The following is a 17,295-nucleotide window of genomic DNA, read 5'->3' as shown; positions in this document are numbered from 1 at the left end:
TGCTGCGTCCTTCGCGCGAAACTCATTTTTTCCATCTCGTTTCTCTATGAAGCACCTTTTCGCGCTGGGCCTGCTGGGCCTGGCGGCCACCACGCCCGCTTTCGCGCAGGCTCCCACGCCGCCGGCCGGCAAGCCCGAGTCGCCCTACCGCGCTTCGGCCACCAAAGTCAACGACTTGGTGCACACCAAGCTCGACGTGCGCTTCGACTACGCCAAGCGCTACCTCTACGGCAAGGAGTGGGTCACGCTCAAGCCCCACGGCTACCCCACCGACTCGCTTCGCCTCGATGCCAAAGGCATGGATATTAAAGCGGTCGCGCTGATGAACGGCAGCCAGCAAAGCCCGCTGAAATACGACTACGCCGATGGCATGAACCTGCGCATCAACCTGGGCCGCGTCTTCAAGCCGGGTGAAGAGTACACGGTGTACATCGACTACGTGTCGAAACCCGACGAGCTGAAAGTGAAGGGCTCCGCCGCCATCACCGACGCCAAGGGCCTGTATTTCATCAACCCCGATTCGACGGTGAAGGGCAAGCCGGTACAAATCTGGACGCAGGGCGAGACCGAAGGCTCATCGGCCTGGTTCCCAACCATCGACCGCCCCAACCAGAAGACCACCGAGGAAATCTCAATGACCGTGCCGGCCAAGTACGTCACGCTCAGCAACGGCCGCCTGGTTAGCAGCACGCCCGCCGGCCCCGGCCTGCGCACCGACGTGTGGAAGATGGAGCTGCCCCACGCGCCCTACCTGTTCATGATGGCCGTGGGTGACTTCAAAATCTATAAGGACACCTGGCGCGGCAAAGAGGTGAGTTACTACCTCGAACCCAAGTACGCCCCCTTCGCCAAGCAGATTTTCGGGAACACGCCCGACATGCTGGAGTTCTACTCCAACCGCCTCGGCGTGGAGTACCCCTGGAATAAATACGCCCAGATTGTGGCCCGCGACTACGTGAGCGGCGCCATGGAAAACACCTCTGCCACGCTGCATGGGGAACAGGTCCAGATGACCGACCGCGAGTTGGTGGACCGCGAGTTCGGCAGCGAATCGGTTATTGCGCACGAGCTGTTTCACCAGTGGTTCGGCGACTACGTGACGGCCGAAAGCTGGTCGAACATCACCGTGAACGAGACGATGGCCGACTTTTCGGAGGGCCTCTACGCCGAGCACAAGTACGGCCGCGACGCCGCCGATGCCCACTACTACCGCTACCTGCGCCGCTACCTGAGTTCGCCGCGCGATGCCGCTAAAAACCTCGTGCGCTTCCACTACACCGACCAGGAAGAGGTGTTCGACCTGGTGAGCTACCAGAAAGGCGGTGCCATTATGGACATGCTGCGCACCTACCTGGGCGACGACGTGTTCTTCGCTGGCTTGCAGAAGTACCTTAAGGACAATGCCCTCGGCAACGGCGAGGCGCACCAGATGCGCTTGGCTTTCGAGGCCGTGTCGGGCCAGGACCTGAACTGGTTCTGGAACCAGTGGTACTTCGCCCCCGGCCACCCCGTCGTAACCATCGACTACGCCTGGGACGCGGCTAAAAAGGCCGAAACCGTGACCGTGAAGCAGACCCAGGCCGGCCAGACATTCCGCCTGCCCTTCACCATCGACTACTACGTGGGCGGCAAGGTGCTGCACCAAGCCGTAACCATGACGGAGGCCACCCAGACCTTCACCATGACCCTATCGGCCAAGCCCGACCTGGTGAACGTGGACGCCAACAAAAAGACCCTGTGGTTGAAAACCGACAATAAATCGGCCGCCGAGTACGCCTTCCAGTACGCCCACGCGCCGTTGTTTGTTGACCGCCGCGAGGCCATCGACGCCGCTGCTAAAGACCAAACCATTGCTGCTAACCGCACCACGTTGCTGGCCGCCCTCAACGACAAGTTCTACAACAACCGCCTAGCTGCTGTTGAAGCGCTGAAGCTCGATGATAAGGCCGTGGCCAACGTGGCCGCGCCCGCCTTGCGCAAGCTGGCCGCTACCGAAAAAGAACCTTGGGTGCAAGCCTCGTTGCTCGGCGCACTGGCCAAGCTAAAGGACAAGAAAGACGAGAAATATTTCAGCAAACAGCTCAGCAGCCAATCGTACAACGTGCAGGGTGCCGCCTTGCGCGCTCTGGCTACCGTGCAGCCTGCCCAGGCCCTGGGCCGCGCCAAAACCTACGAAGCCAATGCACAAGGCGCCGTGGCCCAGGCCGTAACCGAAGTGTATGCCAAGAACGGCGGCCAGGCCGAGTGGGCCTTTGTGCGCGACCGGTTTGATGCAGCCCGTCCGCAGGGCCGGTTCAACATGATGGAGCCGCTGGCCACCATTACCGGTCGCCTCGACGATGCCGCTTCCATCACCGAAGGCATTACCCGCCTCCAGGAGTTGGGCGTGAAGTATAAGAGCTACGGGGCCGACAAGCCGGTGGTGAACCTGCTGCAGGGCATTGCCGCAGCCCAGGCCAGCCGCCCGCAGGCCGCCGCCACCCGGCAGGCCGTCGACCAAGCAGTGGCTGCTGTGCAAGCTGCTAAGTAGTAAAACCTGTCATCCTCCGTTCAGGACAACAAAAACAAAAAGCCCTGCCGCGTAATGCGGCAGGGCTTTTTTGTGGGTAAGTAGCAGCTATGCGGGAAAAAAGGAAAGTTGGGGTGCCCCTACTTCTTCTCAGCGACTGCTTTTTTCACGACGACTACTTCCTTGGCCGGGTCGTGCTGGGGGCCTTCGTAGGAGTTGGCATCTTTCTCTTTTTCAACGCTGTGGCGCACGGCCTCGGTGGCGTAGATGTGCTCCATTTTGGTCATCACCTCGTCGCCGTCTACTTTTAGGTCTTTCAGCACGCCATCGGCAATGTCGTACACGAGGCCGTGTAGGCGGGGCGGGTTTTCGCCGCGCATGGCGTTCTGAATGATGTTGGTTTTGGCCAGGTTGCGCACCTGCTCTATTACGTTCAGCTCCACGAGGCGGCGGGCACGCTGGGTGTCGTCCTTGATGCGCAGGTATTCGGCTTCGTGCAGCCGGATTACGTCGCGGATGTTCACCAGCCAGTTATCAATCAGGCCGTACTGCTTGTTGGCAGCCGCTGCAGCCACGCCGCCGCAGCCGTAGTGGCCCACCACCAGAATGTCCTGCACACCCAGCACCTCCACGGCGTACTGCAGCACGCTCAGCAGGTTCATATCGGAGTGCACCACCAGGTTGGCAATGTTGCGGTGCACAAACATCTCGCCCGGGCCCGTGCCTGTGATGCCGGAGGCCGGAACCCGCGAATCGGAACAGCCAATGAACAGGTACTTCGGTTTCTGGCCGGTAGCTAGGCGTTGGAAAAATTTGGGGTCCTCCGCGTTTTTAGAGGAAACCCACTTCTTGTTGTTTTCGAGAATCTCGCTGATACCAGCCATAGGAAAATGATGTAGTTGATAACCAGCTTCGCCTCACGGGCTAGCCAGTATCCTGTTGCGTTAGCGCCGCTGTAGGGCGGCGATGGTTGAGAAGGGCTGCTCGTGGCAGCGCTGGGTTTAGGCTACAAAAGTAGTACGGGTTGCGGCCAGAGAGTTAGTGTGCACCCAGCGCTACCTGGCGAATGCCGCGCAGTTCGAGGTCGATGCCGCGGGCCGGAGCCGCCTGCCGGAAGGCCTCAATGGCTTCGAGCACGTCGTGGTCGATGACATCGGAACGGGTACCGTCGAGGATAACGCGGCTGTTGGCGGGCAACTGCTCCAGGGTGGTCACGATGCTGGCTTTGTTGAGGAAGGAAACGTGCTCGGGCAGCCGTAGGTGCAGTAGGCCGCCTTCGTCGCCCTCAGCAATATCAGCCGCCTCGTCGCGGCGCAGGTAGGAGCCCGCTTTCGCGTTATCCCTTAGAATAAAGAAGAAGCCCAGTACCAGCCCGATGGTCACGCCCTTCAGCAAATCGGTGAAAAGCACGGCCACGATGGTGATGATGAAGGGCGTAAACTGCGCCCAGCCCAGCTGCCACTGCTTGCGGTAGAGCGCCGGCGTAGTCAGCTTATAGCCCACCAGCAGCAGCACCGCGGCCAGCGCCGACAGCGGAATCAGGTTCAGCACCGAGCCCAGAAACAACAGGCTCGTGAGTAGCAACAGGCCGTGGATGAAAGCCGACATTTTGGTTTGCGCGCCGGCGGCAATGTTGGCCGACGAGCGCACGATAACCGCCGTGAGCGGCAGGCCGCCCAACAAGCCGCTCACCAAGTTGCCAGTCCCCTGGGCCATCAACTCGCGGTTGGTGGGCGTGTGGCGTTTCTGTGGGTCGAGGTTGTCGACGGCCTCTACGCTGAGCAGCGTTTCAAGCGAAGCCACGATGGCAATGGTGAACGCCACGCCGTAGGTGGCCGGGTTGCGCAGGGCGCTGAAGTCGGGGAACGTCATTTCGCTGGCCAATTGGCCCAGCGACGTCAGTACCGGCAGCTTCACGAGGTGCTCGGGACGCACCTGCATATCAGGCGCCACGGACTTCAGCAGTTGGTTGAGGCCCACCGCCGCCAGTACCGCCACCAACGCGCCCGGCACCAGCCGCGCCCACGACTGACGCCGCACCGGCGCCGTGTTCCACAGCAATAGAATGACCAGCGACACCGCTCCTACCAGCACCGAACCGGGGCTTAGCGCCTTCATGGCCGCGCCAATGGCCGAGAAGGTGTTCAGGCCATTGAACTGCGAAAAATTCATGTCTTCGAAATAGTCGGTATCGGCGCCAAAAAAGTGCGGCAGCTGCTTCAATACCAGAATGATACCGATGGCAGCCAGCATTCCGCGAATAACCGCGGCCGGGAAATACAAGGCAATGATGCCGGCCCGCGCCAGTCCCAAACCAATCTGAATAACGCCGGCAACAACCGTGGCTGCCAGCACTGCTGGCCACGAGCCCAGCGTCGCAATAGCCGACAGCATGACCACTGTGAGGCCCGCCGCCGGCCCGCTCACGCTCACCGCCGAGCCGCTGAGCATACTCACCAACACCCCGCCCACGATGCCCGCAATTACGCCCGCCAGCAGCGGTGCGCCCGAGGCCAGCGAAATGCCCAAACACAGTGGCAGGGCTACCAGAAACACCACCAGCCCGGCCGGCGCATCCTGCCCGATGGTGCTGAAAAGCGAGGCCTTGGGTCGGGGTTCGTTAGGAGCAACCGGAGCTGCAATGGGAGTGCCAGTTTGGGCCGGCGAAGAAATTATTTGGGTCATAATCAAACAGTTAGAAATTCAGCCAACAGTTGAAGGAATTTCTCGATGCAAGGTTACGGGAGCGTTATTAAGGTCGAATTAAAGACAAATTAAAAAGGAATTAAAATTCAGAGTCGAGCCCATCGAACGCCAAACCAGCACGTCCTGCCGAGCGCAGCGCAGCATCTTGCTTGCTACCATCACTCCTGACAATTAAGTTACGACCACAGGCGAAATGCTGCGCTACGCACTGCTTAACCTTCTTCAAGTAAGTCACGCTTATCGAGGCACCGGCCATTCCAGCCACACGAAAGTGCCTTGCCCCAACTCGCTTTCTACGCGCACCGTGCCGCCGTGCAACGCCATAATGCGGGCTGCCAGCGGCAAACCAATGCCGTGCCCCGGCACCGTCCGGGCCGAGGCTGCTCGAAAAAAAGGCACGAATACCTGCTGCAAATCGGCGGGAGAGAGGCCCGGGCCTTCGTCGTTCACCAGCAGCGATATCGTCTTGCCATTGCGAGCCAGCGTGGCCGTTACGGTGCCACCGGCTTGCTGCGAGAATTTGCAAGCATTGTCCAGGATATTGAGCACTGCCGAGAGCAGCAGGGCTTCGTTGCCTCGCACGATGAAGGAATCGGCCTCGCCGAAGTCCAGGTCGACGCGGCAGGTAGGATGGCGACGCAGCAACTGCTCATGGGCTTGCAGCAACAAATCGTCGAGGCTGACGGCGGCCATCGGCACTTGCGAGGGGTCGTCGGAGGCGCGGGCAATTTGCAGGAGGCCATTAGTGAGGCTGTTGAGCTGCCGGGCCGAATCGAGGGTGCTTTGCAGCACGCGGCGATATTCGGCGAAAGGGCGCTCGGCTTGCAGCAGCGACACTTCCAACTCGCCGATAAGGGCTGTAAGCGGCGTGCGCAGCTCGTGTGAGGCATCGCGAACAAAGGTGCGCTGGCCCACAAAAGCTGCTTCCAGGCGGTCGAGCAGGCGGTTGAAGCGCTGGGTGAGCAGGCCGATTTCGTCGGTGGCTTCGCCGGTGCGGGTCAGGCGCTGGCTCAGGTCGGTGGCCGTGATGCCGTCGACTTCGCGCACCATGCGGCGCAACGGGCGCAGCGCCCGGCCTGCAAAAAACCAGCTTCCTGCTCCTGCTGCTACCACAGCCACCAAAAACCCCAGCACGAGCCGCCGCCGCAATTCGCCAAGCTGCAGCTGGCTGTCCTCATCAACGGACGAGGCCACCACCACCAACGGGCCCAGTCGGGCATCGCGGTAGAGCAGGCCCACGGTTTCGTGGTAATTGGTTTCTGGTTCCAATATGGCTTGCCCAGTGCGCCGTACCTCCGCGAGCCACGCAGGCGGCGCGGGTTGGGCAGCCCCCTGCCCTTCCCGAAAAACCAGTTGGTTGTTTGCATTATACACCCGCCCCTGTTCTGCCGGCAGCGTGCGATACAGCTGGCGCAAATAGCGACGATACGAGGCCTCTTCGCCGGCATTTTCGCGGCCCTGCTGCCCAGCCACGTAGGCGTGCCCAACCACCAGCGTGCGCTTGAACAGGCTCTGGGTGAACTCGTTTCGGCGCGACTGCTCCGTGGCAAAGTAGATAACCAACGCAAACAGCAACAACGTCACGGCCAGAATGGACCCGAACTGCAACGCAAGGCGGAGGCGAATGGACATTTCTTGAGGTTGTGGGAATGTAGAGAATGTGGGAATGTGAAGGATGCGGAACCGAACGTGTAGGCTGTCAAACGCGCATCATGTTGAGCGAAATTTCAGCATGAGGTTACAAGTGATTTTCGTAATTCATTAAACAGCTCAGCTGCGTCCTGAATCCTTCACATTTCCACATCTTTCACATTTAATCACCCCTCGTTCTTCATCACATACCCCATCCCCACCAAAGTATGAATCAGCTTGGGCTCGAACCCCTTGTCTACTTTTTTGCGCAAAAAATTAATGTACACATCTATCACATTCGAGCCCGTATCGAAGCTTAAATCCCAGACGTGCTCCAGCAAGTCGGCCCGCGAAACCACGCGGTTCTGGTTGCGCAGCAAATACTCCAGCAACGCAAATTCGCGGGCCGTGAGTTGAATGGCCTGGCCGGCGCGCTCTACGCGCTTGGCGCTGGGGTCGAGGGTGAGGTCGGCGAGGTGGAGCACGGCTTTGGGCGCGGGCGCTTCGGTACGGCGGCGCACGAGGGCACGCAGCCGCGCCAGCAGCTCCTCAAAGGCAAAAGGCTTGACGAGGTAGTCGTCGGCCCCGGCGTCGAGGCCGCGGATTTTGTCGTCCGTTTCGCCCAGCGCGGTGAGCATGAGAATGGGCACGCCGGGGTCGTGGGCGCGCACTTGCCGGCACACTTCGAGGCCGCTTAGGCCGGGCAGCATCTGGTCCAGAATCAGGCAGTCGTAGCGGGTTGACTGGGCGCGGCGCAGGCCCAGCAGGCCGTCGGCGGCGAGGTCGACGGTGTAGTCCTGCTCCGTGAGGCCCTGGTGCAGGAAGGCGGCTACCGAGGGCTCGTCTTCAACTAAAAGAATTTTCATGGGGCGGGAAGGTAGCGCCGTTTCGGAAAACGGGCCGCATGGGCGGGCGTCGGTGGGAAAATGGCTGGGCCTGGCTGGGCGAGCCAGGGCCGGTTGCCAATTCGTTGTGTATCGGGCAATACAGCTAGGCTACCGCTACAAGAGGCCCTTATGCCTGGCGTTTCAGGGCATTCGCCCAACCCTTCCAGTTGCGAATTCGAATAGGATGGCGACCTGATTGATAAAGGCTCAGCTTAACCTGGTTGTGCTTAGTTGTGCGGGCGTCTTTTCCAAAATGTCCTAATACTTGGAACACAGCCGGAAAGCAGCCGTAGGGAAGTAGCAGCATCCGCAACCTCTAGCTTTTCCGCATCTATGAAGCAAGTTACCCAAGCCCCGCTGGCCCCGCCGCCGGTGTCCCTGGCCCCCACCCAAGCCGTCAGCCTCCACATCAACGGCCAGGCGCACACCCTGCAAATCGCGCCCTGGACCACCCTGCTCGACGCCCTGCGCGAGTACCTCGACCTGACCGGCACCAAGAAAGGCTGCGACCACGGCCAATGCGGCGCCTGCACGGTGCTGGTCGATGGCAAGCGCATCAACTCCTGCCTCTCGCTGGCCGTGATGCACGAAGATTCCGAAATCACAACCATCGAAGGCCTCGGCACGGAGGACAAGCTGAGTCCGTTGCAACAGGCCTTTATCGACCACGACGCTTTTCAGTGCGGCTATTGTACACCGGGCCAGATTTGCTCGGCCCAGGGCCTGATTAACGAAGGCAAGGCCAAAACCGAATCCGAAGTGCGCGAGCTGATGAGCGGCAACGTCTGCCGTTGCGGCGCTTACAGCAACATTTTGAGCGCGGTGATGGAAGTGCTCAACAACGAAGGATTAATCATCGAGGACAAGGCGTGGTCGGCTGGTACGGCCGGGCAAACGATGCCGCCGGTAGAACCCGCCAAGTAATTCCTCCGCCTTAACTCCCGCAAAATGAACAGTTTCACTTTCACCCAAGCCACCGCCGTGGCGAGCGCCGTGCAGGACAAAGCCGCGCACGAAGACGCGGCCTACATTGGCGGCGGCACCAACCTGATTGACCTGATGAAGGAAAACGTGGCCCGCCCCACGCACCTCATCGGTCTCAAAAAGCTGGGCCTCGATGCCATTGAAGCCCTGCCCGGTGGCGGCCTGCGCCTCGGGGCCCTCGCCACCAACGCCGACACCGCTTACCACCCCGAAGTAGAGCAGCGCTATCCGCTGCTGAACCAGGCCATTTTGGCCGGGGCCAGCCCGCAGCTGCGCAACATGGCCACTGATGGCGGCAACCTGATGCAGCGCACCCGCTGCTACTATTTCTACGACCTCGCCACGCCCTGCAACAAGCGCGAGCCGGGCTCAGGCTGCTCGGCCATTGGGGGCTATACCCGCGTGCACGCCATTCTCGGGGCCAGCGAACACTGCATCGCCACCCACCCTTCGGACATGTGCGTGGCCCTGGCCGCCCTCGACACCACCGTGCGAGTGAGCGGCCCGAACGGCGAGCGCACCATCAAGTTCGAGGATTTCCACCGCCTGCCCGGCGACCAGCCCGAGCGCGACAACACCCTGGAGCCCGGCGAATTAATCACCGGCCTCGACCTGCCCGCCAAGGGCTTCGAAAAGAACTTCAGCTACCTGAAGCTGCGCGACCGCAGCAGCTATGCCTTTGCGCTAGTGAGCGTGGCGGCCGCGCTGGAGCTGGATGGCGACACCATCACCGATGCCCGCTTAGCGTTGGGCGGCGTGGCCCACAAGCCCTGGCGCGACAAGGGAGCCGAGGCCCTGCTCATCGGCCAGCCCGCCACCGCCGACACCTTTCTCCGCGTGGCGGCCAAGGTGCTGGCCGGTGCCAAGGGCCAGGGCACCAACAACTTTAAGATTGAACTGGCCAAGCGCGCCATTGTCCGCGCCCTCAAGCAAGCCACCGAAATGAATCAGGCGTTCGACGCCAACGCCTTCCAAAATTCCAACCCATGAGCCACACCACTGACTACATCGGCAAACCCACCAACCGCGTCGATGGCCCGGCAAAAGTGGCCGGCACCGCCAAGTACGCCGCCGAATTCAACGTGCCCAACTTGCTCTACGGCTACGTGGTCAGCAGCCCGATTACCAAGGGCAAAATCACGAAAATCGACGCCGCGCCGGTGCTGGCGCTGCCCGGCGTGCACCAAGTTTTCTCGCACGAGAACGTGCCCTCGCTGGCCTGGTTCGACCGCAGCTACAAGGACGACGTGGCCCCCGGCGGCTCGCCCTTTCGCCCACTGCACGATGCTGAAATCAAGTACAGCCTGCAACCCGTGGCGCTGGTAGTGGCCGACACGTTTGAGCTGGCCCGCTACGCCGCGTCCATCCTGCACATTGAGTACAAGGAAGTAGCTTTTGAAACCGAGCTGAGCAAGCACATCGACAGGGCTTTCGAGCCTGGCCGGGGCAAGACTGGCTACAAGCCGCCGAAGTCGCGCGGCAACTTTGGCAAGGGCTGGAAGGAAGGCGTGGCCCACATGGAGGCGAATTACTCGCACCACGCGCAGCACCACAACCCCATGGAAGTGTTCGCCAGCACCGTGGAATGGCTCGGCGATAAGAACCTGAATATCTACGATAAAACGCAGGGCGCTTTCAACAGCCAGCAATACGTGATGAAGGTTTTCGGGCTGAACAAGGACCAGGCGCGGGTGATTTCGAAGTACACCGGCGGCGGCTTTGGCTCCGGTTTGCGGCCGCAGTACCAGCTGTTTCTGGCCGTGATGGCCTCGCTGCAGTTGGAGCGCTCGGTGCGCGTGTCGCTTACCCGCGAGCAGATGTTCAGCTTCGGCCACCGGCCCGAAACCTTGCAGCACGTCGCCTTAGCCACCGCCGCCGACGGCTCGCTCACGGGCATCAACCACTTTGCCGTGGCCGAAACCTCGCAGTTTGAAGATTTTACCGAGAATGTGGTGGGCTGGAGCGGCATGCTCTACGACTGCAAAAACGTGGAGCTGGGCTACCGCCTCAGCAAGCTCGACGTGTTTTCGCCCCTCGACATGCGTGCGCCGGGCGCAGCCTCGGGCTCCATCGCACTGGAAATTGCAATGGACGAAATGGCCTACGCCGCTGGCCTCGACCCGCTCGAATTTCGCCTCCGCAACTACTCCGATTTCGACCAGGCCCAAAACCTCCCCTACTCCAGCAAGGCCCTGCGCAAGTGCTACGCCGAGGGCGCGGCCAAATTCGGTTGGGAGAAGCGCACGGCCGAGCCCGGCTCGATGCGCGACGGTAACCTGTTGGTGGGTTGGGGCATGGGCGGCGGCGTCTGGGATTCCTCGAAATTGCCCGCCACCGTAAAAGCCAGCCTCGATGCCGACGGCCACCTCACCGTAAGCAGCGGCACCAACGAAATCGGAACCGGTACCTACACCATCATGACGCAGATTGCGGCCGAAAGCATGGGCCTGCCCATCGAAGCCGTCACCTTCGTGCTGGGCGACACCACGCTGCCCGAGTCGCCCCTCCAAGGTGGTTCCTGGACGGCCGCCTCGGTGGGCAACTCCGTGGTGGAAGCCTGCACTAAGCTCGGCGAAGCCCTGCTGAAGCAGGCCAAAAAGATGGATAACCCGGCCTTCAAAGACGCCAAAATCGACGACGTGCAGTTTGCCAACGGCCAGCTGCGCCTGCGCTCCGACAATACGCAAGCCGTCGTGCTGCGCGACCTTGTGCAAGCCAGCGGCGAGCTTAAACTCGAAGCCGAAAATTCCACCGTGCTGGCCAAGCTGGAAATGCTGAAGCCGCCGAAATACTCCATGCACGCCCACAACGCCGTATTCGTGGAAGTGAAAGTGGACCCGGAGCTGATGACCGTGCACGTCACCCGCGTGGTGAATGCCGTGGCCGCCGGCCGCATCATCAATCCCAAAACGGCTCGCAGCCAGGTCCTCGGCTCGGTCGTCTGGGGCATCGGCTCGGCCCTGATGGAGGAATCGGTGATGGACCACCGCTTCGGCCGCTACATGAACCACAACTACGCCGAATACCACGTCCCCGTGAATGCCGACATCCACGACATCGACGTGATTTTCGTGAGCGAGGAAGACGACAAAGTCAACCCGCTCGGCATCAAAGGCCTGGGCGAAGTAGGCCTACTAGGCGTGGCCGCCGCCGTGAGCAACGCCATTTACCACGCCACCGGCAAGCGCGTGCGCGATTTGCCCGTCACGATTGACAAGCTGCTGTAGAAACGCCGGCGGCCAGTGCCGCTGAAGTGACATGGAAACGCCCCGCAACTGAATTGTTGCGGGGCGTTTTTGACTTTAGAAGAGCTTTACGATTTACGCTGGAAATTAAAGAAGACAACTTTTAAATATCAGCTTCCACATCCCATATAAAACACTGAAACTCCATCTTCATTTTTTTCATCACCCAATCCCTCAAAAAAAATATGGTCACCAAGTTCCTTAGATTTCATTTGCTTGTCTAACTTATATAGCAGCTCTAACGCCGTAAAATGTTGCCCATTATCAGCTTCGAAACGGGCTTTAATATCTGCCTGAAATAACCCGCCCTCACTATTGTCTTCGTCTTCGAAAAAATCGTCTCCTTCTAAAAGAGTCTCGTTTTCCGCTAGGCTTCCTTTTTTTATCCAAGCCATAAATTCAACTTCTACTACCGGACTATCAACAACTATTTCATCACTTTTCCAGCAAGCTCTTTCCTTCATAATATCAAGCTGATATTTTAGAAGCTTATGATTGAAATCATCAATTGTTTTGTATTCTGTTTTATTAAAGCTCCACGCAATTTTGCTTAATATGTCCATGCTTTTCTTTAGTTAGTTGGTTTAATTAGAATACTCACCCATGTACAAAAGCTCCAAACTATTGGAAACGTATGAGGCATTTATATTAGGCAAGATACCATTAGTATATAAGAAACCTTCGGTAGTCAAGATGATTCAACCGTTAGCGCCAGCGGATTTTCTCGCCGGACTTGCCTGCCCGTAACCGGGCGGGCACGCTGGCCAGAATCAACTCCCGTAGTGCGGTGAGCAACGTCGTCCGCACAAAGCCGTGATGCACCACCAGACTCACCTCGCGCACTGGGGTTGGTGTCACGAAACGCTTGAGTAGGGGGTTGGTGTCGACTTCGTCCAACACGGCCAGCTCGGGCACCAGCGTGTAGCCGTGGTGGTGGCGCACCAGCTCTTTCAGCGTTTCGATGGAGCCGCTTTCGTAGGCAATAGCCCCGGTGGAAGCCGTCCGGCCGCACAGGTTCAGGACCTGGTTGCGGAAGCAGTGGCCCTCCTGCATAAGCCAGAGGCCGGGGCTGGCAAGGTCGGCCGGGCGCACGGTTTCTGCGGCGGCCAGCGGGTGGCTCTCGGAGGCCAGCACCAGGAAAGGCTCGTCCAACAGGGGCACCTCGTGTAGCAGCCGGTCATCGAGCGGGGTGACCAGCAGGCCCACATCAAGGCGGTAATCCTTAAGCCGCAGTATGATTTCTTCCGAGCGCAGCTCTTCAATGTGAACGCGCAGATTTGGGTAGGCCGTGGTGAGGGCCACCAGGAAGCGCGGCACCAGGTACGGGGCCAGCGTGGAGATGACGCCCAGGCGCAGGTCGCCCACCACCTCGCCTTTGGCTACCTGCACCATTTCGCGCAGCTGCTGGGCCTCGTGAAGCACGCGCCGGGCCTGGGCGATGACCTGGGCCCCGATGGCCGTGGGCTCGGCCCCGCGCTGGGTGCGGTCGAATAACAGCACGCTCAACTCCTCTTCCAGTTTTTGCACCTGCACGCTTAGCGCGGGCTGACTCACGTAGCTTTTTTCGGCGGCTAAGCCGAACTGGCGGTGCGTATCGAGCGCCACGAGGTAGCCGAGTTGTTGTAAATTCATGGAAGGCAAGCGCTGCGCTGATATAGTTTCTGCTTATAAAGTTATAAACAAAATCGATTTTGGTTATGCGATTGCACTAGTTAGCTTTGTGCAAAGCTGCTGGCCACCGAGCTTCTTAAAGCCGCTCAAACTGCTTCTTAAGCGAGTCTGCAAACTTTTTAATAATCTCGCCCTTAACCAGGGCAACACAAAACACTTCTAACATGAGCGCCAACCTGCACGACCTCCCCGCAGATAACTCCATCCTCCACGACCTGAACGCGGATGCCGCCCAGTGCCCTTTTCTCAATGGCGCGGTGAAGCAGACGGCCGGTGGCGGCCGCACCAACCGCGAGTGGTGGCCCAACATGCTCAAGCTTAGCATTCTGCGCCAGCACTCGCCCCTTGTCGACCCCATGGACAAGGACTTTAACTACGCTGAAGAATTCAACAAGCTGGACCTGAACGCCGTGAAGCAGGACCTGTTCGAGCTGATGACTAACTCGCAGGACTGGTGGCCGGCCGACTACGGCCACTACGGCCCCTTCTTCATCCGGATGGCCTGGCACAGCGCCGGCACCTACCGCATTGCCGACGGCCGGGGCGGCGCGGGCGCGGGCGCCCAGCGCTTCGCCCCCCTCAACAGCTGGCCCGACAACGCCAACCTCGACAAAGCCCGCCTGCTGCTGTGGCCCATCAAGCAGAAGTACGGCAAGCAAATTTCCTGGGCCGACCTCATGATTCTGACCGGCAACTGCGCCCTGGAGTCGATGGGCCTGAAGCCCTTCGGCTTTGCCGGCGGCCGCGCCGATGTGTGGGAGCCGCAGGAAGACGTGTACTGGGGCCCCGAAACCGAGTGGCTCGGCGACAAGCGCTACGTGGACGACCGGCAGCTGGAAAACCCGCTGGCCGCCGTGCAGATGGGCCTCATCTACGTAAACCCCGAAGGCCCGGACGGTGAACCCATCCCCGAGCGCTCGGCCCGCGACATCCGCGAAACTTTCGGCCGCATGGCTATGAACGACGAAGAAACCGTGGCGCTGATTGCCGGCGGCCATACCTTCGGCAAAACCCACGGCGCGGCCGAACCCGCCAAATTTGTGGCCCGCGAGCCCGCCGGAGCCAGCATCGAAGAGTTGGGCCAAGGCTGGCGCAACAGCTTCGGCAAAGGCCACTCCGAGCATACCATCACCAGCGGCCTCGAAGGCGCCTGGACCACCACGCCGGCCAAGTGGAGCAACGACTACTTCGACCACCTCTTCGGTTTCGAGTGGGAGCTGACCAAGAGCCCTGCCGGCGCGCACCAGTGGCGTCCCGTGAAAGGCGGCGGCGCGGGCACCATTCCCGATGCCCACGACCCGGCCGTAACGCACGCCCCCTTCATGCTGACCACGGACATCGCCCTGCGCGTCGACCCGGCGTACGAGAAGATTTCACGCCGCTTCCACGAAAACCCCGACCAGTTTGCCGATGCCTTCGCCCGCGCCTGGTTCAAGCTGACGCACCGCGACATGGGCCCCAAGGAGCGCTACCTCGGCCCCGAAGTGCCAACCGAAGAGCTGCTCTGGCAAGACCCCATTCCGGCCGTGACCTACCAGGTAATTGACGACCAGGACGTGGCCGCACTGAAAGGCCAGATTGCCGCCGCCGGCCTCACGGTGGCGCAGCTGGTGTCCACCGCCTGGGCTTCCGCCTCCACCTACCGCGGCTCAGACAAGCGCGGCGGTACCGATGGCGGCCGCCTTCGCCTGGCCCCGCAGCGCTACTGGGAAGTGAACAACCCCGCGCAGCTGTCGACCGTGCTGAACAAGCTCGGCGGTATCCAACAGGCCTTCAACACGGCCCAAACCGGCGGCAAGCAGGTTTCAATGGCCGACCTCATCGTGCTCACCGGCGTGGTGGGCATCGAGCAGGCCGCCAAAAACGCCGGCCACAACGTGACGGTGCCCTTCATCCCCGGCCGCGCCGATGCCTCGCAGGAGCAAACCGACACGGTTTCGTTCGCTGCCTTGGAGCCAGCCGCCGACGGCTTCCGCAACTACCTGAAGACGCACCACCGCGCCGCCGCCGAGGAGCTGCTGATTGACAAAGCCCAACTCCTGACCCTGACTGCTCCCGAGCTGACGGTATTGTTCGGTGGCCTGCGCGCCATCAATATTAACTTCGATGGTTCGGACCACGGCGTGTTCACCAGCAAGCCCGGCGCGCTCACCAACGACTACTTCTTAAACCTGCTCGACCTGAACACCACCTGGGCCAGCACCTCGGACGAGCAAAACGCCTTCCAGGGTCGTGACCGCAAAGCCGGCCAGGTAAAGTGGACCGGCACCCGCGTCGACCTGATTTTCGGCTCGAACTCCGAGCTGCGCGCCCTGGCTGAAGTGTACGCCTGCGCCGATTCGCAGGAGAAGTTTGTGAAGGACTTCGTAGCCGTGTGGGCCAAGGTGATGAACCTCGGCCGCTTCGACCTGGCTAAGGCCTAATGCCGCCCGCCAGCGCTTCCATCCCGTAAGGTGCGGAAGGCAGCTATTGCCGCACAGAGAAACGCCCCGCAACTGGTTGGTTGCGGGGCGTTTTGGGTTTTCGAGATTTGCTTCTGTGCTTTTGCGGCTAGCTATTCTGTTAGAAGGATTGGCCTACATTCTTCTTAAATATCAAACAGAAAGCCTCTTCACCTTGCCCGTATAGCTTCTCATAGCCATCCAAGCTGCTTATGTATTCAATGAGCTGGTTGTTCTTCAATGTAGTTGTCAATTGCAAGTCAGAGACTTTGAAAGGGAATTGAGAGTTATTTATATTTGGAATATGCAGAAATAGTGCGTCGCTTGAACTGTGAAAATCAAGCAAAACAGTATAAATCTGAAAGTCTGATTGCAAGTCTTTTGTCTTATTGACAAGTATATCGAAATGCCTAAAAAGTTTGTCTAAGTGTGGCTTTCTTCTTTTGAAACTTAGGTTACCATAGCCATACCAGTCAAAGTGCTGATGCCAATTCTTTTTCCAATTTTCGGTATTGCTCAAATTAAGCCAAGTGAATTTGTCAATGTCGTTTTCAGTCGCGAGGTTTCTGTAATACCTTTTGAGTCCTCGGTGTTTTTTGAATCTGTTCATCTGATTGGGGTATATTCCTAACCGTAGATTTATCTAAGCACTTCTTCAATTGTAGAATAATACGGTATAATATCACTTGAATCATAGTGACTTTCCGCTAATATTCTAACTACAGCGTGTATGTTATTATTTCCAATCCAATAGACAAGCTTATTATCTGATTTTGATTTTTCGAAATATAGTTGTGTTTCTAAGCTCATCCCTATACCATGAAGAAACTTGCATTTACTAAAGTCTAAAAACACTTTCCTAACAATGCTGTAAAACGCTTGAACTTCAATAAACTCTATAGTTTCTACAAAGTCAGGGAAGAAATATTCCTCGGAAATAAAAACAACAATTTTCTCACTATCAATCAGAGAGTAATTATAGATATTTTTATTTTTCATGCCTTACTACAGTTTTCAACAAAGAGCACCCTCATCAAGCCAGTATTTACCAATATTTCCACTCAATCCCCATCGCCTCAATCCCAATTTGCTTCAGTCGCTCAAGATGCTCCTTCATGGCGTTGCGCTTTTCTGGGAAATGTCCCTGCCAATCGGTGACCTCTCAAGTTCCACATATACCGGGGGCGTTGCCAACTCTAAACCACGCCCCCCGGCCTGTA

12 protein-coding genes are annotated in these 17,295 nt (G+C 59.1%); 5 read left to right on the top strand and 7 right to left on the bottom strand.

The genetic code is table 11. The features are described 5' to 3' along the window. The first annotated feature begins 46 nt into the window (after positions 1-46). Positions 47-2,530, top strand: a complete 2,484-nt coding sequence (locus ABD837_RS18290; protein WP_345057363.1) for a M1 family metallopeptidase — start codon at positions 47-49, stop codon at positions 2,528-2,530. A 119-nt stretch (positions 2,531-2,649) separates the two neighbouring features. On the opposite strand, the gene ABD837_RS18285 is transcribed toward ABD837_RS18290, so the two are convergent. The 4 genes from ABD837_RS18285 to ABD837_RS18270 form a co-directional block, all read right to left on the bottom strand. Next, complete coding sequence (locus tag ABD837_RS18285; RefSeq protein ID WP_345057361.1) at positions 2,650-3,393, bottom strand: carbonic anhydrase; 744 nt, start codon at positions 3,391-3,393, stop codon at positions 2,650-2,652. Between the two features lie 154 nt (positions 3,394-3,547). After that, complete coding sequence (locus ABD837_RS18280; protein ID WP_345057359.1) at positions 3,548-5,194, bottom strand: SulP family inorganic anion transporter; 1,647 nt, start codon at positions 5,192-5,194, stop codon at positions 3,548-3,550. Between the two features lie 258 nt (positions 5,195-5,452). Further along, positions 5,453-6,847 carry a sensor histidine kinase gene (locus ABD837_RS18275; RefSeq protein ID WP_345057357.1) on the bottom strand — a complete coding sequence of 465 codons (1,395 nt, stop codon included), beginning with the start codon at positions 6,845-6,847 and terminating at the stop codon, positions 5,453-5,455. 185 nt (positions 6,848-7,032) lie between these two features. Beyond that, entirely contained in the window at positions 7,033-7,713 is a 681-nt protein-coding gene (locus ABD837_RS18270; protein WP_345057355.1) for a response regulator transcription factor, read from the bottom strand. A 354-nt stretch (positions 7,714-8,067) separates the two neighbouring features. Between ABD837_RS18270 and ABD837_RS18265 the strand changes: the two genes are divergently transcribed. The 3 genes from ABD837_RS18265 to ABD837_RS18255 are packed head-to-tail and all read left to right on the top strand — an operon-like array spanning position 8,068 to position 11,945. Then, positions 8,068-8,658: a (2Fe-2S)-binding protein gene (locus ABD837_RS18265; RefSeq protein ID WP_345057353.1), complete on the top strand. Its 591-nt coding sequence runs from the start codon at positions 8,068-8,070 to the stop codon at positions 8,656-8,658. A gap of 24 nt (positions 8,659-8,682) precedes the next feature. Continuing rightward, a complete protein-coding gene (locus tag ABD837_RS18260; protein ID WP_345057351.1) occupies positions 8,683-9,708 on the top strand; it encodes an FAD binding domain-containing protein in 1,026 nt (341 codons plus the stop codon). Continuing rightward, a complete protein-coding gene (locus ABD837_RS18255; protein WP_345057349.1) occupies positions 9,705-11,945 on the top strand; it encodes a xanthine dehydrogenase family protein molybdopterin-binding subunit in 2,241 nt (746 codons plus the stop codon). Before ABD837_RS18260 ends, ABD837_RS18255 begins: the two co-directional genes overlap by 4 nt. A gap of 128 nt (positions 11,946-12,073) precedes the next feature. Here the strand turns inward: ABD837_RS18255 and ABD837_RS18250 are convergent, their stop codons facing one another. After that, positions 12,074-12,526: a hypothetical protein gene (locus ABD837_RS18250; RefSeq protein ID WP_345057347.1), complete on the bottom strand. Its 453-nt coding sequence runs from the start codon at positions 12,524-12,526 to the stop codon at positions 12,074-12,076. A gap of 142 nt (positions 12,527-12,668) precedes the next feature. Continuing rightward, positions 12,669-13,595, bottom strand: coding sequence for a hydrogen peroxide-inducible genes activator (locus tag ABD837_RS18245; protein ID WP_345057345.1), 927 nt, complete (start codon positions 13,593-13,595; stop codon positions 12,669-12,671). A gap of 203 nt (positions 13,596-13,798) precedes the next feature. Between ABD837_RS18245 and katG the strand changes: the two genes are divergently transcribed. Next, on the top strand, positions 13,799-16,057 hold the full coding sequence (katG, locus tag ABD837_RS18240; RefSeq protein ID WP_345057343.1) for a catalase/peroxidase HPI: 2,259 nt from the start codon (positions 13,799-13,801) through the stop codon (positions 16,055-16,057). 657 nt (positions 16,058-16,714) lie between these two features. On the opposite strand, the gene ABD837_RS18235 is transcribed toward katG, so the two are convergent. After that, positions 16,715-17,074 (bottom strand): hypothetical protein, encoded by a 360-nt coding sequence (locus tag ABD837_RS18235; RefSeq protein WP_345057341.1) that lies wholly within the window; start codon positions 17,072-17,074, stop codon positions 16,715-16,717. Positions 17,075-17,295: the final 221 nt, after the last annotated feature.

It is taken from the genome of Hymenobacter glaciei, assembly GCF_039539585.1.
GTDB lineage: Bacteria > Bacteroidota > Bacteroidia > Cytophagales > Hymenobacteraceae > Hymenobacter > Hymenobacter glaciei.
The sequence above is the reverse complement of the archived record's forward strand: the minus strand, read 5'-3'. Positions and strand labels throughout refer to the sequence as shown.